At 38.1% G+C, this 18,148-nt stretch carries 19 protein-coding genes; 12 read left to right on the top strand and 7 right to left on the bottom strand.

Annotated elements, in window-relative coordinates; all coding sequences use genetic code 11:
* Positions 1–36 precede the first annotated feature (36 nt).
* Together PL9631_RS00960 and PL9631_RS00955 are read right to left on the bottom strand one after the other, a co-directional pair.
* Positions 37–444 (bottom strand): barstar family protein, encoded by a 408-nt coding sequence (locus tag PL9631_RS00960; RefSeq protein ID WP_083616172.1) that lies wholly within the window; start codon positions 442–444, stop codon positions 37–39.
* Positions 441–845, bottom strand: coding sequence for a ribonuclease domain-containing protein (locus tag PL9631_RS00955; RefSeq protein WP_083616171.1), 405 nt, complete (start codon positions 843–845; stop codon positions 441–443). The genes PL9631_RS00960 and PL9631_RS00955 overlap by 4 nt, the downstream gene beginning before the upstream one ends.
* Positions 846–949: 104 nt before the next feature.
* Between PL9631_RS00955 and PL9631_RS00950 the strand changes: the two genes are divergently transcribed.
* Positions 950–1,966 (top strand): GUN4 domain-containing protein, encoded by a 1,017-nt coding sequence (locus PL9631_RS00950; protein WP_083616170.1) that lies wholly within the window; start codon positions 950–952, stop codon positions 1,964–1,966.
* A 465-nt stretch (positions 1,967–2,431) separates the two neighbouring features.
* Here PL9631_RS00950 and PL9631_RS00945 read toward each other — a convergent pair whose 3' ends face one another.
* Together PL9631_RS00945 and PL9631_RS00940 are read right to left on the bottom strand one after the other, a co-directional pair.
* The gene (locus tag PL9631_RS00945) at positions 2,432–4,075 is read right to left on the bottom strand and encodes an IS1634 family transposase (protein WP_083616169.1); all 1,644 of its coding nucleotides are present in this window, start codon (positions 4,073–4,075) and stop codon (positions 2,432–2,434) included.
* A gap of 182 nt (positions 4,076–4,257) precedes the next feature.
* On the bottom strand, positions 4,258–4,440 hold the full coding sequence (locus tag PL9631_RS00940) for a hypothetical protein (RefSeq protein WP_083616168.1): 183 nt from the start codon (positions 4,438–4,440) through the stop codon (positions 4,258–4,260).
* 288 nt (positions 4,441–4,728) lie between these two features.
* Here PL9631_RS00940 and PL9631_RS00935 point away from each other — a divergent pair, with 288 nt between their 5' ends.
* Complete coding sequence (locus tag PL9631_RS00935; RefSeq protein ID WP_083616167.1) at positions 4,729–5,301, top strand: hypothetical protein; 573 nt, start codon at positions 4,729–4,731, stop codon at positions 5,299–5,301.
* Positions 5,302–5,342: 41 nt separating this feature from the next.
* Here the strand turns inward: PL9631_RS00935 and PL9631_RS00930 are convergent, their stop codons facing one another.
* Positions 5,343–6,425, bottom strand: coding sequence for an IS630 family transposase (locus tag PL9631_RS00930; protein WP_083616166.1), 1,083 nt, complete (start codon positions 6,423–6,425; stop codon positions 5,343–5,345).
* A gap of 82 nt (positions 6,426–6,507) precedes the next feature.
* On the opposite strand from PL9631_RS00930, the gene PL9631_RS00925 reads away from it, so the two are divergent.
* The 10 genes from PL9631_RS00925 to PL9631_RS00880 all read left to right on the top strand — a co-directional run bounded on the left by PL9631_RS00925 (position 6,508) and on the right by PL9631_RS00880 (position 15,603).
* Entirely contained in the window at positions 6,508–7,449 is a 942-nt protein-coding gene (locus tag PL9631_RS00925; protein ID WP_083616165.1) for a TIGR03985 family CRISPR-associated protein, read from the top strand.
* Positions 7,450–7,518: 69 nt separating this feature from the next.
* Positions 7,519–7,767, top strand: coding sequence for a UPF0175 family protein (locus PL9631_RS00920; RefSeq protein ID WP_083616164.1), 249 nt, complete (start codon positions 7,519–7,521; stop codon positions 7,765–7,767).
* A 660-nt stretch (positions 7,768–8,427) separates the two neighbouring features.
* Complete coding sequence (locus PL9631_RS00915) at positions 8,428–8,745, top strand: hypothetical protein (RefSeq protein WP_156090401.1); 318 nt, start codon at positions 8,428–8,430, stop codon at positions 8,743–8,745.
* 15 nt (positions 8,746–8,760) lie between these two features.
* Positions 8,761–11,076, top strand: coding sequence for a type III-A CRISPR-associated protein Cas10/Csm1 (gene cas10, locus PL9631_RS00910; protein ID WP_083616162.1), 2,316 nt, complete (start codon positions 8,761–8,763; stop codon positions 11,074–11,076).
* Positions 11,077–11,098: 22 nt separating this feature from the next.
* Positions 11,099–11,656, top strand: a complete 558-nt coding sequence (locus PL9631_RS00905; RefSeq protein ID WP_197046209.1) for a Uma2 family endonuclease — start codon at positions 11,099–11,101, stop codon at positions 11,654–11,656.
* Positions 11,657–11,668: 12 nt separating this feature from the next.
* The gene (gene csm2, locus PL9631_RS00900) at positions 11,669–12,130 is read left to right on the top strand and encodes a type III-A CRISPR-associated protein Csm2 (protein WP_156090400.1); all 462 of its coding nucleotides are present in this window, start codon (positions 11,669–11,671) and stop codon (positions 12,128–12,130) included.
* Positions 12,131–12,133: 3 nt separating this feature from the next.
* Positions 12,134–13,084, top strand: a complete 951-nt coding sequence (csm3, locus tag PL9631_RS00895; RefSeq protein WP_083616161.1) for a type III-A CRISPR-associated RAMP protein Csm3 — start codon at positions 12,134–12,136, stop codon at positions 13,082–13,084.
* 3 nt (positions 13,085–13,087) lie between these two features.
* Positions 13,088–13,576 (top strand): type III-A CRISPR-associated RAMP protein Csm4, encoded by a 489-nt coding sequence (gene csm4 / locus PL9631_RS00890; protein WP_083616160.1) that lies wholly within the window; start codon positions 13,088–13,090, stop codon positions 13,574–13,576.
* The gene (locus PL9631_RS00885; RefSeq protein ID WP_331281244.1) at positions 13,577–14,356 is read left to right on the top strand and encodes a transposase family protein; all 780 of its coding nucleotides are present in this window, start codon (positions 13,577–13,579) and stop codon (positions 14,354–14,356) included.
* 518 nt (positions 14,357–14,874) lie between these two features.
* Entirely contained in the window at positions 14,875–15,603 is a 729-nt protein-coding gene (locus PL9631_RS00880; protein WP_083616158.1) for a Uma2 family endonuclease, read from the top strand.
* Positions 15,604–15,641: 38 nt separating this feature from the next.
* On the opposite strand, the gene PL9631_RS00875 is transcribed toward PL9631_RS00880, so the two are convergent.
* Both PL9631_RS00875 and PL9631_RS00870 read right to left on the bottom strand, forming a co-directional pair.
* Positions 15,642–17,450 carry a DUF3685 domain-containing protein gene (locus tag PL9631_RS00875; protein WP_083616157.1) on the bottom strand — a complete coding sequence of 603 codons (1,809 nt, stop codon included), beginning with the start codon at positions 17,448–17,450 and terminating at the stop codon, positions 15,642–15,644.
* A 6-nt stretch (positions 17,451–17,456) separates the two neighbouring features.
* Positions 17,457–18,095 carry a TetR/AcrR family transcriptional regulator gene (locus PL9631_RS00870; protein ID WP_083616156.1) on the bottom strand — a complete coding sequence of 213 codons (639 nt, stop codon included), beginning with the start codon at positions 18,093–18,095 and terminating at the stop codon, positions 17,457–17,459.
* Positions 18,096–18,148: the final 53 nt, after the last annotated feature.

Here is an 18,148-nt window from a genome sequence, read left to right as displayed (position 1 = left end):
TAGCATTGCTAGGTGGAACCTAGCAACGAGGAGAATTCAAGGACTGATTAATAATACATAAAACCGTTTATTTCTCTTAATCCAATAGGCGATCGCTTCTGAAAAAATATCGTTTAATATTTGCCAATCATTGGGATGATCCTGGGAAAAATTTTGCCATTGATCATAAACTAGCAAATAAGATGAAGCATCACACCAACTGAGATCGGTAATACAATCTTGCCAAGCATCCCAATTATAGCCAAAATATTCCGGTAAATTGACTACGGTGCTGGCGGTGTTTAGAAAATCAGCTTTATTGTTAATTGAAGTTCCGTCAAAATAAAATAAATGACAGTCATATTCTTGACAGAGTTGAGATAAGTCCTCGGGCGAAATATCTAAGGGAAACTGATAAATCTTGGGCTGACTTTTGCCCTGGATCAGATCTAATATTTGATTCATTGTCTTAAAACCCTAAAAAAACTTTGATAGTGGTCACTGGTGTAATAAATTTCCCCCTGACTCCCGACGACAAAACGCCTTGCCCCCCGATGTCCTATCCCGGGAGTGGGTATGGTATATTCTCGATAATAGCCATTGGATTGATTGGGTAATAATCTTTCTCGATTAAAGAAAGTTGATCCATCTTTTTCCGGGTAGGGAAAAGGCCCGCCCTGATCAATTAATTTTAAAGTATTTCGGGCTTCCGGTGGCAGTTGACTCAAATTAACCGTCGGAACTTGAGCAACGATCAGGGTTTCCGTTGCAGAAACGGGAGAAAGGTGAAAATGAGAGGTAATCGTAACGGTAAAACAGACTAAACAAGTCAGGAAAAAGATCAATCCTTTTCTCAAAAAAGACATAATTTTTGACTCAATACGTCCTAAATATTACTAAAATAATATCATGATTTTGGCAATTTATAGCATTGATTTCAGCTAGTCTCCCTGATACAATCACCCTCAATATGTTACAAAAATCTTCAACTTGGCGATTATGGATGGTATTGATAGGCTTTTGGAGTTTTCAGGCTTGTCAGTTTGGGGTTCAACCGCCTAAACCTGATCCGGTCTTTGATTTAACCTCCAATGCCAATATAAACTATCAACCCCTGAAACAGTTGTTAACTGAAAATCGCTGGAAAGAAGCCGATCAAGAAACCTTTCAGATTTTACTTAAATTGAGTAACCGACAAGCAGAAGGTTGGTTGGGAAAAAAGGATGTGGAAGGTTTAGCCTGTGAGGATTTGCAAACCATTAATCGCTTGTGGAATTATTACAGTGACGGTCGTTTTGGGTTTAGCCAACAGGAAAAAATTTGGACATCTCTCGGGGGGATAATCGGTGAGTATACCCCCGAGATAGCTGAGAAATTTGGCGATCGCGTCCGTTGGCGTAAAGGCGGCCAGTGGCTAAAATATGAACAACTGAATTTTTCGCCCCGCGCCCCCCAAGGACATTTACCCGCCACCACGGGTAACGGCGTGAGTGGGGGAGTGTGGAATGGGGTGGCTTCCATCACCCATCGGGTTAAATACTGTGGGGTGATTGATGCGTTAGCGACGGGTGAATGGATTAAAGCGGACATGAAAACCCTGGAACTCTTTGAAGCCTATCGAATTCCGATGGAAAATCGCCCTCATATTCCGGCACCCTTGGTAATTTCTGAGATTCCCTGTTCAGAACTCCAGGGGGTTGATCGGCTTTGGGTAAAATACTCCGGTGGGCGGTTTGGTTTGAGTGTTCAGGGCAAGATTCTCAAAGCCACGGGCCATTCTTCGGAGAAACTCGAAGACCGTTACAAAACCTTTGAACAGGCGGTGGGCTGGCCCCTTGCGCCTCGGGATATGAGCTATGAAAAAGGCGATCCTAAAACCATTCCAGTGGGACATTTTCCCTATCGTTTAGGTCACAGTTATGATACCTTTGGTTCAGGTTTTAACCGGACTTGGCGATTATCTATTAACCCCGATTGTGGGTTTTAGATCAGAGGGAATACTTCGGCTTCGCTCAGTAACAAGGGAACAGGGAATAGAAATTATAGCGCTACGCATTACAGTTAGGACACTTTTGAGTTCTGAAACCCTTTCACTGCTTACTGTTCCCTGTTCCCTGTTCCCTAGCGCTATAGTTAGAATTTTTAGCCAGCGAGGACGCTGGCACTGCTCTTAAACCCACATTCCGCAGATGGGGGCTAAATTTTCCACTAATTCTAAAAAATTGAAAACCCTTACAGTTCTTCGTTGAACTTCCGAGGCTTTACTATCAGATTTTATAGCTAATTTACCGCTATTTAACTAAACATAAATAATTGCTATTTTTTCATAGAAATAGAATCCTCTTTTTTTAACATATTTGTATTTTATAACCAAGTTCGTTCCAGCCAAGAGTTCTCATCTTGACTCATAACTTAGATTTGTTTACAACTATTTTCCCCTTTCTCTCAATCTTTATCCCCCGGAAATCATTAAATAGTATTCACAGCAAGATTTCCCTAAATGCTGCAATATTTCTTGACGCTCTTGGGTTAAGTTACTCACTTGTTTCTCTCCATTTATCCTGACTAAATGCACTGCTTGGAACATTTGAAATATCCACCGCATCGTCGGTTTATTCGTTAATTTTTTGACCTGATTTCTCACCCCTTCTTGGGCTGTTTCTAGTTGTTTTCTCAATTTTCTTTGGGCTAGGTTATACACTAACAAACACAATCCCATTATCATCGCTATTACTTCTACTCTCTCTGGTTTTTTCACGAATACACTCGCTGTAAAAAACAATGGATCTTTTAAAAATCTAAATCCTCTCTCGTTACTTTGCTGCGCTTTATATTCGGCTAATATCTTCTCATTACTCACCTCTTTCTTGTCTAATATATTTGTCGCTAATATAAATCTTCCTGCTTTGATTTTTTCCGCTTCTATCACTGATTCCCTAGGTTCTATTTCCCCTGTAACTTGATAAACTATTGTCTTTTCTTTATTCCCTTTTTCGGTTTTACCCGGGCTTTTATTACTGGCTTTTTCTGTGCATTTTATTTCTTTTATTTCGTGATATTTCCACGATTCTGATAATATTTTTATCCCTATCTCTGCATCTGCTATGCAGGCATACTCTTGTTTCGATAGCTTACGCAGCGATGCTTTGGCGTTTTCTAACTGTTTTTCTACTTGCTCTGATATTTTTTTGATAGCCGATTGCTTCCGGGCTTCACTTTCTACCACTAGCCATCTTTGTTTTATATTCGCGTACTCACTTGATTTCGTTGCTATTCTATATCCTATTATTTGGCTTTCTTCCCATTCTTCCTCTTCTATCTCCACTATCTTATTTTGTGCTTCTTTTATACTTAATGGTACTCTTGTTATCCATTTCATTCCTGCCATTGCTCCTATATTCTCTGCTGTGTATAAGGCACTGTCTGCTACACATATTCCTTCAAATGTCCATTGCTTTTTAAATTCTTTTAGCCTTTCTACAAATACGCTTTTATCATCGGCGTTTCCGTCATCTATTTTTAGATACAATGGCACATCTCCGTCTGCGCTTACCACCATATCTATTATAAATTGTTTCAGATCTGGTCTTTTATCTCTTGAGTATCCATGCACTATTTTTATCGCTTTCATTTCTTCTTCTATTTCCTGATTTTCTTCTTCTTTACTTTTGTATTCTCCCTCTACTGATATCGAACTGCTATCTAGGTGTACGCTCTCCCTTTCTACTTGGAATTTTTGGGCTGCTTTTAGGGCTATTGCTGTGAATAATTTTGTTGTTCCCACTTGATAATATTTATCTAATGCTCTCCCTATTCGGTCATCATTTAGTTGCTCTGCTGTTACTCCTTCTCCTATTAAATGTTCTGTTGCCTTCCCTATAAAAAAGTTATCGAATAGGTACAATGGCGCGCTCAAAAATCCTAATCCATTCAAAATCATTGCTTTCATTACCTGTCCTGGGCTTACGGCTTCTTTTGCTCTTAATCCGACTTTTTTATTGACTTCTTCTACTAATTCCATCTCATCTATTACGCCTGCCACTATTCCTAAATGGTCTAAATTCACGATTTCTATCGCTTCTAGGGGGTTTTTCATATTTTTATTTGTTCAGCTATTTTCATTATCATTCTACATTAAAAATAGCCCAAATGATTGCCATGTAATGATTTGGGCTTTTATTTATTACAATTTAATTGGCAATTCAATTGGCTTAAATATCTGCGGAATGTGGGCTTAAATCTTGGGAATACAGTTAATATCCCAGGTAGAAATTAGGGTTAATTCGGAGGAACAATCGGGTCATCCTCCCCCGGTTTAATAACTTTAGCCAGAATAATTGATGAAGGAGAAGAATCAGCTATTTTAACAATAGAACTACCCGCGAAGTTTGTGATTATTCCAGAATATTCAGGCAGTAAAACACTCCCATTGACAACAGAAGATAACAAAAAAGTTAACATAAGTTAAGAGTCTCCATTGAAGTTGCAAAAACACAAAAAATGTGCAGGACAAATGCTTCTGTTACTTTTGTCAGCTATGCCTAAACAGTACGCAGCAGAAATTAATTAAAAATCCAGTAGTATTATTCCTAAAAATTTTCCGTTGGCAACACGGAAGACAAGATTAGAAATTCAGTTAAAGATGTGTGGTTGTTGGGTAGCAGGTCGAAAAGGTCAGAATTAACTCATGGATCACCTTGAGTTCAATCAGTCTATTATCAGTGTATGTTGAATTGAACCCTTCTACAAATGTTGATCTCCTGGGACTATCCCCCAACCGCAGAACTATTACAATACTTGGCCGGGGGACGACTGGCCGTTCGGTTCCATCGGGCCGTAAGATTATGGGTTCTATTGCATCGCTTATATGGCATAGAGTCCCGTTGGATTAGCCATTTACCCCAACCTTTTACCTATCCTGACCTGCGAAACCGCTTGTTTTCGGAAAAACACCCCAAAAGCGATCGCCTCAACGCTCGGGATATTCTCGCGGGGTGTACTGATGATGGCTGTATTTGTCATGATTCGGTGATAAATTTACTCCAGGATCACTTTTCTCCTGAAACCTGGGGGGAATGGCAACAACAGTTAAAAACCCTGACCGGATGGTCAGATACAGAACTCCACCAACAGTTACAGGGTCATCCCTTCGCCACCGTCCATCGGAGTCTCCGCGATGATCTGAAATTCTTGATAAATCTGGGATGGTTGGAAAAGGGAGCAGGGGGAGCAGGGGGCACTTCGACAGGCTCAGTGGCCGCAGGAGGAGCAGGGAGAGTGTGCTCGCTTGCTAGATATAAACCATCAACTATTAGTTGCTAAGTAGGTGGTCATAAATAAAGTCAATAATAGAAAAAGATTGTTTAGGATAATTCTTGAGAGTTACTCAGGGAATTAAATCGCAAGCGATCGCAGGTACAATCATTTCTTTCGTTTCTATCTTCAATGGCTTGAATCACAGCTTGGCTCAAATCATATTCATCTTCAAACATTCTTCCCGCCAGTTCATGAGTTTTTAATTGATGCCATTCTGGTTCGATTTCATTCAATTCAGGGCTATAAGCAGACAGGAAGAAAAATTCTAATTTTTTGTCTTGCCACTCCCTTTCTTTTTCTTGTATTTTTTGACTTTTATGGACACTGTAGTTATCTTGAATCAGTACGGTAATTTGTCGAGTATTTTGAAAATGCTTTTCAGCTTTTTCCGCTTGCCAATCTATAAATTTTATGTAATTCTCACTTGTAATTCCTGACAAACTTAAACCGTACTCAAAACTTTTTCCTTTTTCTAATACTCCAATTACATTCAATCTTTTTCCTCGCTTTTTCGTCTGGTTTATTTGTTTCTGCTTCCCCTTTTTTACATAGGTGTAACTCACAGGACTCCATAAACAAAAACCTGCCTCATCTAAATATTTTAATCTGACCAAACCCTCTTCTTCATAACGCTTTAACGTCTCCAAATCTCTTTTCTTGCTCGCTGTTTTTTCGGGATTCTGTTTTTTCTTTAAACTGGCTTTTGTTCTTTTCCAGCGCCAGTCTTTTTTTTTTAAGATTTTTCTAATTCTTTCTGCGCTTAGTGCGATCGCTCTCTCTCGCAGAAGTTTTTCCGACAGTTGACGGCTATTATAAGTTCTTTCATCTGACTCTATACAAGTTTCTAAATATTCTATATCTTCTTCTTTCCACCTCCGTTTTCTTCCCGAACGAGGAGCATCAAATAATCCTTCTTTTTCTTGATTTATCCATCGAGTTATTGTTTTTCTTACCATGGCTTCTGAACACCTTAAAGTCTGGGCTATTTTTGAGACCATCCATCCTCCATCACTAAACATTAATATATCTATTCTCTGCCTTGTTCTTTTCGGAACTTTCTCTTGCTGATACAGAGTTAGTAGCTCTTGTTTTTCTTCTTCTGTTAGTTGAATTCTTAACCTCAGTGGCATGACTATTCCTCTGATATTTCTTCATTTCTTATTTTAACTCTATTTATGACCACCTACTTACTATGGGGGAAATTCTCCAAAGTTGCCTATTCCCTCAATAACTAATACGCTGAATTTTTCGGGACTATCTAAAACCCAACTTTGGGGACTATTACGGGTATTAGAATCCGTGGCTTTTGTGCAGCCTAATTTAGAAGTTGTGGTACAATCTTTATGGGAAGCATTAGTAGAAGATGGGGTTAAACCGATTCACCGGAAAGAACCCGAACCCCAACAACGAATTTTTATTCATTTTGATTATATTTTATCCGATGAAAACCAGGATCAAGTTGACAGTTATCAAGAACAAATTGAACTGTTATGGCGCAATCCTATTGGTGGAGTAATTAATTTTAAAACTTGGATACCCGCCCACGACAAAAAAGTGGAGGTGACGGTTTATCCGGTGTGTTTGCATTATGTTCGCCGAGCAAAATATCTCAGTGCTTTTGGGTTTGACCCGGAAGGAAAGTTGGGCTGGCATAATTATCGGTTGGATAGAATAGCTTCAAAATATCTTAGGGTTTTGTCTTGGGGCGATCGCCATATTCCCCCAGAACTTAACAACCTCTGGTTAACAGAAAATCTGCCTACTTCTGATGAAATACAAACAGAATTAGATGCGGCTTGGGGGTTTAATTTCTATTTACCCAGTCAATTATTAATTATGCGATTTAACCCGACTTTCGACCGTTGGTATGTGGATAATACGGATAGACACCCCACTTTTAAGCCGATTTCCTATACAGATTTACCTAAATTAATTCGCCGTCATATTCCGAATTTAGAGGAACAAAAGGCGGTATTAGAGATTATTCGCCAACGTTCTCCCCAGGATTGCTATTATCAAGGATGGATACGGGTGGGGGATATTAATGTGTTAATGCGGTTACGAGAATGGCGAGGAAATGGTGAAGTGATTGCTCCTTTTTCCATTCGTCAACGGTTACATCAAGAGGCGTTAGATGAGTTATCAAATTATTAGAATATGGGATATTTTAGAAAAAATTGCTATAGTGGTTTCAGAGTTTAAATTCTCTAGGGAGGTGTTTCCATCGCTATTATAATCTCCGATGAAATTATCCAAGCCTCTCAACTGACCCCAAAGGAGTTTTGTCAAGAAATTGCACTCTATTTATTTGAGACGGGTCACTTAACAGTAGGTTATGCCAGTCAACTAGCGGATATGCCTACTGATGTTTTTCGTCAACTTCTGAAGCAGCGCCATATTCCTCTTTATTCCTATGATGTGGAAGATTTTGAACTGGATTTGAAAAACTTGCAGGAGTTGGGGCGATTGTGATTATATAACTATTTGGTCATTCAACGAATTTACAGGGTTTCCGTCCCCTTGCGGGGAAAAGATAGAAAACTACTCTCAAGCTACACCTCAGACTTTGACGGCATCACAATCGACACTATCAAGTTTCCGTCCCCTTGCGGGGAAAAGATAGAAAACTACCATAATCACTTCAGACCGTAAGCATGAGCAAATAATTGACATCATCAAGTTTCCGTCCCCTTGCGGGGAAAAGGTAGAAACTAACCCTACCCTTATGGAAACCTTACGCTATTTAGTTTTCAAAGTGCGTTTGCGCGAGAGCACGGATACAGGGCTGGTATAAAAACTAAAATAGGTTGTTTTTAACTGCCCGAACCTGTAAATTTCTCGATATTCAAGACCATAACCGAAATTCCCTAACGAGTCAACCCCCAAATCCATAAAAATCTCAAAAAATCTTCATCCCTGACGTCGTAACGCTTTCTAGCTTCTTGCGACAACAAAGGAGAACAACCCACAAAACATTACAATCCCATAAAACCCAATAAAATAGAACGCTTTGCCCGATTTGTCATAGCCACAAATTCCAAAACCAGGGAGGTTATTGAAACGTTTAAAGCCCAAAATCGAGGCGGGTTAACGGAGCGTTTTTATCCATATCATGCCCAGGGTATCCTACAATTGCGACGTCACAAATCGTTAATTATTGTGGATGTTGGCGGCATGGTGCAACCGCAGAAGTATCCTATATTAGAGGCTTGTAGCCACTATTTGATTATTAGTTCTAAACTAGAAGCGGTCAACCCATGGCATGAATTCTGTGGTCAAAGAGGAAATTTAACTCCTGTGGCGGTGATTTCTAGTGTGTTAACTAATACGGAGGAGGTGCATCAAATTCAACCCTATATTGAGATCACCAGTGGCGCTTGGGTAATGGGTCAAGCTCCTGCTATTCCAGAAGTTTTGTTAAATAAAGTTAAAGCCTTAATTCACAATTAATCAGAAGGATATCAGATGAATAATCCGGGTGATAATTTATCATTAAAAGCTGCACTAGGAGTGATGCAGCAAGCTGTTCTCGAATTACTGAAATGGTCTAATTTTAGTTTAAATAGTGAGTTTAAAACAGATTTAAAGAATGAGGCAATTAATAATGCTAAAAAACTATTTTCTTGGACAGAAACTAGCGAAATTAAACCCCTACGCCTATTATTTGATGCAGTAAAACTGGATCATGAACAAGATAATATGTATTACGCCCAACCCCAAGTTATTAAAAATCAAGATCCAATTATTCCTTATCCAGTCAATCAAGAACCCACAAAAGATGAGTTACAGACTCTAAAAAATCAAATTAATCAAGAAATACAAGACCTTAATTTAACTCAATCTGACTGGAATAACTTATCATTATTAACCCTAATTGTTGAGAAATACGGATCATTTATCAGTTTTGTTTATTCTGATGTCGCCCTAATTGATCTGGCGCGTTCAACGGCGGCGGTCGCTGCGGCGTTAGTAGAAGATTATGAAGCTCAAAACCTCTATTTAATCGCGGGTGATTTATCAGGGATTCAAAATTTTATATATACAATTTCTTCCGATGGGGCGTTAAAATCTCTACGGGCTAGAAGTTTTTATTTAGAATTAGTCACAGAAGAAATTGTTCAACAACTGTTAATTAAATTAGATTTACCTAAAACTAGCGTAATTTATGCGGGAGGCGGAAATCTCTATATTCTGTCATCGGGAGATGAAGAAAAAGCTAAAAAGGCTGTTCAGGAAATAGGCGATCGCTTAAATAAATGGCTCAGAAAAAATTTTCAAGGGAAGGTATTTTTGGCTTTAGATTATGTTGAGTTACCAACAGCAAATGTAAGTCAAAAATCTCTCTCGGAAGCGTGGGAAAAAGTTCCTCAAAAGTTAGGAAAACTCAAACATCGGAAATTTGAAACAGAAATTAGTGACTTTCTAGCCATAAAACCCAGTTATGAACCCTGTAGAGTTTGTCATCGAGATGATACAGAAAATTTAGAACCCCTTTCTGATCCAGATTCGGTTTTAGCTTGTCCAACTTGTCGAAAAATGTTTGCTTTGGGAGAAGAATTACTCAAAGTTAATCTGATTATTCGCTCTCCAGAAAAAGAATTAACGGGATCACACCATCCTCCGATTGATTTTGACTGGGAGGAAACCCCAATTTACTATCATGTTTTTCGTCAGTGGAAACAGATTACCACTCAACAATCTGATACGGTATTATTAGTTAATGATTGGGATTTAGAACACTACCGTTTTCGATGCTTTAAAAATCCATCTCCTCTGTTTTTAGGACAATATGCTCAAAAAAGTTACGAAGAACAAAATCAAACAATTCGTGCTAATGAATTAGCGGATATTGCTGAAGGAATTAAACGAGTGGGTTATCTGCGAATGGATGTTGATAAACTCGGTCAAATTTTCGCCAAAGGGTTAGGAGAACATCAAAATTTACCCAGACTAGCGGGGTTATCTCGACAAATGACCTACTTTTTTAAAGTATATCTGAATAGTTTGGCGGAAAATCGAGAGGATAATTTATTTAAACCTTTGGGAAATTCAGTTAAGTCTTTAAGTCAAAGCGATCGCAAAAATTTAGTATTCATTTATGCGGGAGGAGATGATCTATTTATTAGTGGTGCTTGGAATGAAGTTGTAGAATTTAGTTTTGATGTTTATCAATCCTTTCGCCACTATACAGGTCAACATCCAGATATTACTATTTCCGGTGGAATTAGTTTAGCGGGGGCAAAATTTCCCCTCTATCAAGCCGCTTCAGGATCAGGAAGTGCTGAAGAAAAAGCCAAAGGAAATGGACGGGATAGTTTAGGGTTATTTAATACAGCATTAAAGTGGGAAGAATGGTTAGGTAAAGAAAATATAAAAGTTTCACAATTACAAACAATTGATGCTACAATAAAAAAATATTTGCAAACGGTTTCTCTCCCTGATCTGTTTGGAGTTCTCCCCTTTGTGCAAAAACTTCAAACCCTAGAATTAGAAGTGAATACCTCCAGAAATTTTGTCCGTAACTTATTAACAACGGCTCAACTCCAAGAGCAGAAAATTAAAGAATTCCAAGAAAAAACTAAAGCAAAAGGAGATGAAGATTCCCTGAATGATATTCGATACTATTTGCACTTACCCAAAATCGCCTATACTTTAGCAAGATTGCCGGATAAGGTTCGCAATAATGAAGGATTTAGACCTGTAATGACTTCATTAAAAAATCCTTATAATGCTCCTTATTTTCGAGCGATAGCTACTTGGATTGAATACTTAAATCGTTAATCAAATTCTTAGGATTTATGATATGATGACAATAACAACTCCCCCAAAACTTTCATTTGAAAACTATCTAAATTATGATGATGGGACAGATAACCGTTATGAGTTAGAAGACGGAGAATTAATTCTAATGAATCCCCCAACATTTGATCATGCGTTGATTATCCGCTTCTTAACAAATGCCTTGGAAGCAGAAATTAATCGAGTTAATTTGCCTTGGATAACGTTGCATAGTATAGGAGTCAGAACATCTATTAATCGCTCTCGCATCCCAGATATTTCTGTTATAAATAGAGAGCAAATCACCCACCGGGATATATCGGCTATTGTCGAATCAGCAATTATAGCAGTAGAAATTGTTAGTCCCGAATCCAAAATCAGGGACTACCGCTATAAAAGATCAGAATATAGCGTTGTCGGGATTCCTGAATATTGGATTGTTGATCCAAATGAACAAAAAATCACCATTTTGCAGTTAGTAGAGGGACTGTATGAGGAACAAACTTATCAAGGAAATCAGAGAATTATTTCTCTGACCTTCCCCGAACTCAATTTAACCCCGGAACAGATTTTTAACCTATAATTTGAGTTAACTATGCCCATTGATAAAGACATTGAAAATCACATCAAATCTCTGAAATTTCTCAAAGACTATTCAATTAGAGATTTAGTCAAACACGCTCAAGAATTCGGCCCTTATCTAAAGGAGCAGAGATTGGAAACGAACCAAGTTCGCAAATTTTTAGATGCCATTAATCGACTGAAAGTTAAAATTACTCAAAATGCTGATCAAAGTGATCAAAATAGTGAGGAAAATAACAAAAAAGTGTTGAGCAAAGAAGAAAGTAACAAAAAAGTTTTCAGTAAAATTGAGCCGGAAATTGTCTTGTTAAAACCCAAACTTGCCTATGCTGCCGCCCGACAACAAGCCGCTAAACCGCTTAGTAGTATCATGTCTATTGCTATTGACAAAGTACATAGTTTAGAAGACTTTGAACGACTTGTTCAATTCATTGAATCAACCATTGCCTACCATAAAGCTGAAGGAGGAAGATAAATCATGACTGTAATTGATAGACCCCAAAAAAACTTACTCGGAAAAATTATTATTACCAGTACCTTGGTCGTTGAAACCGGATTACATATTGGCGGTGGCGGTGAAAATTTAGATATTGGGGGATTAGATAAACCCGTCATTCGTGACCCCATGACCCAGCGCCCCTATCTCCCCGGTTCTTCAATTAAAGGAAAACTGCGGGCGATATTAGAACGGTGGTTAAAAAAACCCTTAAATCGTTCAGGTGGAAGCGGAACCTATCGTTATGAAAGCGATGATTTAGAAGACGGATATACAGAGATTTCCCCAGGTAAATTTGTTCGCTATCAAGGGGCGAGAACCTGTGAATTAAGTCGAGTATTTGGGTCAACAGGAGGATCAAGCTGTTATCTCAAAGCTGATATTATTAGGTCAGAAGGATTAGATGATAAAGGCAATCCTCAAACCATTAATGGTGAAAACCATATCAAAACAAAAGGACGAAATCAACCAGCACGATTAATTGTTAGAGACTGTCATTTAACAGAAGAATCGGCTAAACAACTAGAAAAAATTGACACGGGTTTGTATATGACCGAGTGGAAATTTGAAAATGGAATAGATCGAGTTACGGCGGCGGCAAATCCTCGTCAATTAGAACGAGTTCCCGCAGGTTCTAAGTTCAAATTTGAAATAGTATATACCGTTGAAGATGAAACTCAAGCCGCAGAAGATTTAGAGAATTTAGCGATCGCCCTTGCTATTTTAGAAGACGATGCACTCGGCGGTCATGGTTCCAGAGGTTACGGAAAAATCCGCTTTGAAAACTTCAAGATTGAGTATCGGGATATTGAACGTTATCGACAAATTGCCAGTGGCGGTGGAAAATTCCTACCCGTAGCGATTAAAGATATCGGAGAATTATTAAGTCGTTTTAGTGATATTAAAGCCCTGTTATCTGAAAAAAAATCATAAATTATGAGTAATTGGAAATTAATCAGACTCAATTTCGGACAAACGCCTGCCCATTTTGGTGAAGTGGGAATCGGACTAGAAGAAAGCCGAGAACGAGTCCGATCCGATACTTTATTTAGTGCTTTAATCAGTAGCTATGCTCGTTTGTTTGGCAAAGAAAACGTAGAAAAACTATTAAGCAACTTTCAACAATCACCTTGTTTTCGTCTTAGTTCTACCTTTATCTATCGTTATCAGAAAGAAAAGTATATCTACTATCTTCCTAAACCTTTAGCTTTCCCCAAAGAATATCCCAGAGGAAAGGATGATTTAGAGTTTACCAAAACCTATAAAAAACTCTCCTATTTGCCCTTAGAAGTTTGGCAACGATGGTATCAAGGGGAAGGATTTACAGACAGCGATCGCCTAGAACTCATTAGACATCTCCGAAATAAAAATGGGGAGGGATACTTGATGGTAAAATTAGATTTTACCCCAAGGAGAGATGACTAAATTAAGAGGCTATCTGGACAAGAATCCCCAGCAAACAAAAAGGCTATTGTCGATGAACAAATCTTACTAACTCTAATTTATCTGCATCAGATGCCCACATTTCAAATGTTAGGGTTACAGTTTGAAGTGAGTGAATCAACAGCGAATGATATTTTCCATAACTGGATAAAAATCTTCAGAGAATTACTGCCAGCCAGTTTAGTTGAGCAAGTAAAAAAAAACGAGAGTGATTGGGAGTGGGTAGAAGAAATTCTGCTGGAATTTGAGTTAATAGTAGATAGCTATGAACAGCCCATGCAAAGACCAATAGACAACGAAGAGCAGAAAAAATATTACTCAGGAAAGAAAAAAACACATACGTTTAAAAATCAAGTCATTGTCATGCCGAGCGGGAAAGAAATAGTGGATGTAGCTGTGGGTTATACCGGAGCAACAAGCGATCTGAAATTGTGGAGAGAAAGAAGGGAGGAATTGGGGAATCATCAAAAATACAGGGGGGATAAAGCTTATGTAGGGGAAACAGCAATTAATACACCACATAAGAAACCGAGGAATCAAGAAATATCCCTTGAACATCGAGAAGAAAATCGGTTAAAAGCCAAACAAAGGATTGTAGTCGAACATTTAATAAGACTGATAAAAATTTATCGAGTTGCTTCCGAAAGATTTCGGTTAAAGAGCCAAAATTATGAAGCAGTAATCTTGACAGTATGTGGACTAATAAGATGGCGAATAGGAGCGATTGTATTATCATCTAAGAATTGCCCAGAATACTTTTGAAAAATGATTGAATATCAGAAATAAAATTCATTAATTATTATTAATGTAACTGAAAAAGCCTATGAATCCGTTACTTTAGGAGAACCCGGCACAGGAGTGCTAGAGGCTCAAAAAGTAGCGATAGAGGGCATTTGAGGATTTTCGGAGATGTCTAATAAAGAAAGTGAGAAGATGTTTATAGAGAATTAGACTAATCAGAATCTTCCCAGTTTCTGCGGTTATTATATTCCCAAAAAACACTTTCAACAACAGACATATTATTACGAGTGCGTGTAGGCGAGAACCATCTAAACTTAGTGGCGTTGAGCGATGACTTTTGAAGTTATAAAGTTTTACCCTTTCTAGCATTTGATTATGAACATTTTTGTATACAGTTTGATGATGGATTTTATCAGTTAGTTCAAATAATTGCAACCTACCATTAAATATGATAAAATCAAAATAATATTGTAAGGTGTGTAAGATTAGCCCACGCATTAACTCAAAAGTTTTAATCATCTATCAACAACAGGAGGGTTATGGTTGGAATAGAAGCAAGGAAAAAAACCGATATTATTTACCCTGATAGCGATGGAAAACCTATGTCAGATAATACCAAACAATTTCGCTGGATTACGGTGATTTATCATAATTTAGAATGGTTATTTGCCAATGATCCTAATGTGTTTGTGGCGGGTGATTTACTTTGGTATGCTGTTGAAGGGAATAATAAAATTCGTCAAGCACCCGATGTGATGGTGGTATTTGGTGTTCCTAAAGGCGATCGCGGATCTTATATGCAGTGGAAAGAAAATCACATTTCTCCCCAAGTCGTCTTTGAAATTCTTTCCCCGGGAAATACCTTAACGGAAATGAATAAAAAGCAGGTTTTTTATCACCGTTATGGTGTGGAAGAATACTATATTTATGATCCCGATAAAAATGATTTAACAGGTTGGTTACGCGGTGAAGATGGTTTAGAAGTAATTGAAACCATGGAAAATTGGGTGAGTCCCCGTTTGGGAATTCGTTTTAATTGTTCTGGGGAAGAATTACAACTGTATCGTCCCGACGGTCAACCTTTTGTTAGTTATTTAGATATTTCTCAACAACTCAATACCGCGTTACAGGAGGTTGAACAAACCCAGCAGCGTTTACAAGCAGTTGAACAACAAGCAGAACAGGAACGTCAACGAGCAGAACAAGAGCGCCAACGGGCTGAAAGGTTAGCAGAACAGTTGCGATCGCTCGGAATCAACCCAGAATAAAAATAGGAAATATATTGTTTAAATACAAAGACAGCCGATCATTTTTTCCCTGTCCGATTATCTTGAAAAGATGTACCAATCCCCTGTAAAATCCCTTTCCCAACTAAACCTAATCCTCGACCGACAACATTAGTTAAAACATAAATAATCGCACTTCCGACAAAGGAAATCGCGGCCCGCAGAGGAGGAGCAACCGCATCGCGAGTTTCTAATATTAATGTCACCGTTAATGGAATTCCTGATAGTTTTTCTAACTCATCTCGGCGGGGGGAATAAATCACTTGTTTTTGAATTCCTCTTTCTCCTAAAACTAATAGCAAATAGGAACTTTCAAAAATAGCCTTGGGTTCGGCGACATATTGATCAAGACGGTATCGCCAGGATAAACTATTTCTAAATCTCTCAATTTCACGGGTTGATAATAAACGTCGATCATAAAATTTAAGTTTTATTTCTTCATAATCTGAAAAATAATTGAGTAAAGGTTGAATAATCGCATTGGCAACTTGAATTAACAAATTTTGTAATAACGCTTCTGCACGTTCCATGGCGTCTAAACCTCCCGCCGGACACGATAAATTATCAATAGTTAAGGGTCTACAAAATAATAAATGCTCAAATAAATCCTTAACCAGAGGAATTTTATTTAAAATATTGTTTTGAATCAAATCAGCATCTTTTAATATAATTGTCACAATTTCGATATTTTGATTATTCTTAGTCACAGTATAATATTTTCCAAAAAAATCCATAGTTGCTGATTGCCAAAAGTCTGTAATCAAACTCGGCACTTTTTCAGCTAGTTGTTCATATTGCAGGTCAGATAAGATTAATTCATCTAATAATATTTCTAATTCTTTTAACAAGATATACAACAATTCTCGTTTTTTAGATAAGCGTAAAATATCAATTTCCAAAGGCATTCCGGTTAAATTAATTAATCCTGATTGCAATTTTATTACTGTTTTATCAAATAAAACTGATTTTAAATTATTAGCTACAATTCCTGAACTTTTATGATTAGCAGGGTCAGAATTGATCACTAAGGCACTACTTTGATAGTTTTTCAGAGGTTCATAATTATCCGCATTAAAGTTATCACTAGAAACCTGGGCAGATGCCTCAAGACTGGGTGCGGTTTGATCCGATGAAAGTTGACTTACAATCCAACGGGCTGTTAGGAGTTCGCGCCGCTTTCCCGTTAGAATTAACTTATTAATAATAGTGATAGTATCCTGTTGATTAAATTCTTCTATATTCTGTTTAATTTCTTGGTTAACTTCACTGATCGCTTGTTCAATTTGTCTCAGTCCTGGTTGAACTAAAAACCCTTGAATTTTACCCAATAATGATCCAGTTTTTCGAGATACTATTCCCATAACTGGTTCTCGATTTAATGCAGCTAAAGATTCTAACCAATAGCGTTCTCCCGCGACTAATTGATTAATAATAATTACTAATTCTCTAACTGGAATCCCCTTATTGCAATAACCATCTACCCCAATTTTTTGGGCTAATAGTAATAAATTTGGTTGTTTAACCGTTGTTAATAATAGGATCGGAATTTTAGGATATTTAGTTTTTAACTGTTGGCAAAAATCCAAAATAGGATGATTTTTAACCGCCGGATTTTCCTTAATTTTTAACCCTAATTCCAAAATAATTAAATCAACAGGATTCTGCTCCTCTGAATTAATCTCAGTTTCTAAAACCCTGAATGCACCTTCTAAATTCTCAACCTCTGCAACCACTTCCAAATCGGAAAACGGCTCTAATGCACTCAGTAACCCCATGCGAAAAATAGGGTCATCATCAATGATCAAAAGTCGCACAGCAGATGAGGTCATAAAACACTAAATATCACGTTTCGGGTGGTGTTCCACTAAATCCACCAAAGTATCAATAATTCGATCCCGTTCCATCGGGACAATTTCCTTGCCTTGCAAAATCTCTTGCATTAAGACATAATGGGCCAGGGTTCCAATGATCACCCGTGCCATCGCTTCGGGATCACGAATAGCAATATAGCACTGAGTTGTTAGGTATTCTGTTAAAACTTCAATTCCCGGTTTTCCCAAATGATGCACAAAGGTTTTAGCTAACTCGGGAAATCGCCCCGACTCCCCAATCACCAGACGCACAAAAGCTAAATGTTGCTGATCATCCAAGGAATGATCTAAAATTGTGTTAGCTATTTGTCGCACCACCACCGCCGGTTCAGCTTCCATCAATTCGGCGTTGTGGGACTCCACCATAATTTGATATTTTTTTTGGGCTAACCGCCGGACTAGGGCAATAAATAACCCCTCTTTGTCCCCAAAATGGTTATAAACCGTCGCCTTCGACACTCCCGCCGATGCAGCAACCCGATCCATACTGGTTCCCGCATACCCATGGACTAAAAATTCTTGCAGCGCCCCTTCAAAAATTTGTTCTGCTTTCTCGCAAATACTATCCAAAGGGGAGATTTCGGTCTGTTCTACTGCGTTCATAAAAAATACAGGGGAGATTTGTAAATGAGTGTGTTTTGAAACCACCAGAGGAA

Origin of the sequence: Planktothrix paucivesiculata PCC 9631, assembly GCF_900009265.2 — a bacterium.
In the GTDB taxonomy this organism is placed as follows: domain Bacteria; phylum Cyanobacteriota; class Cyanobacteriia; order Cyanobacteriales; family Microcoleaceae; genus Planktothrix; species Planktothrix paucivesiculata.
Note: the sequence above shows the minus strand (reverse complement) of the source record. Positions and strands in the feature narration are given on the sequence as shown.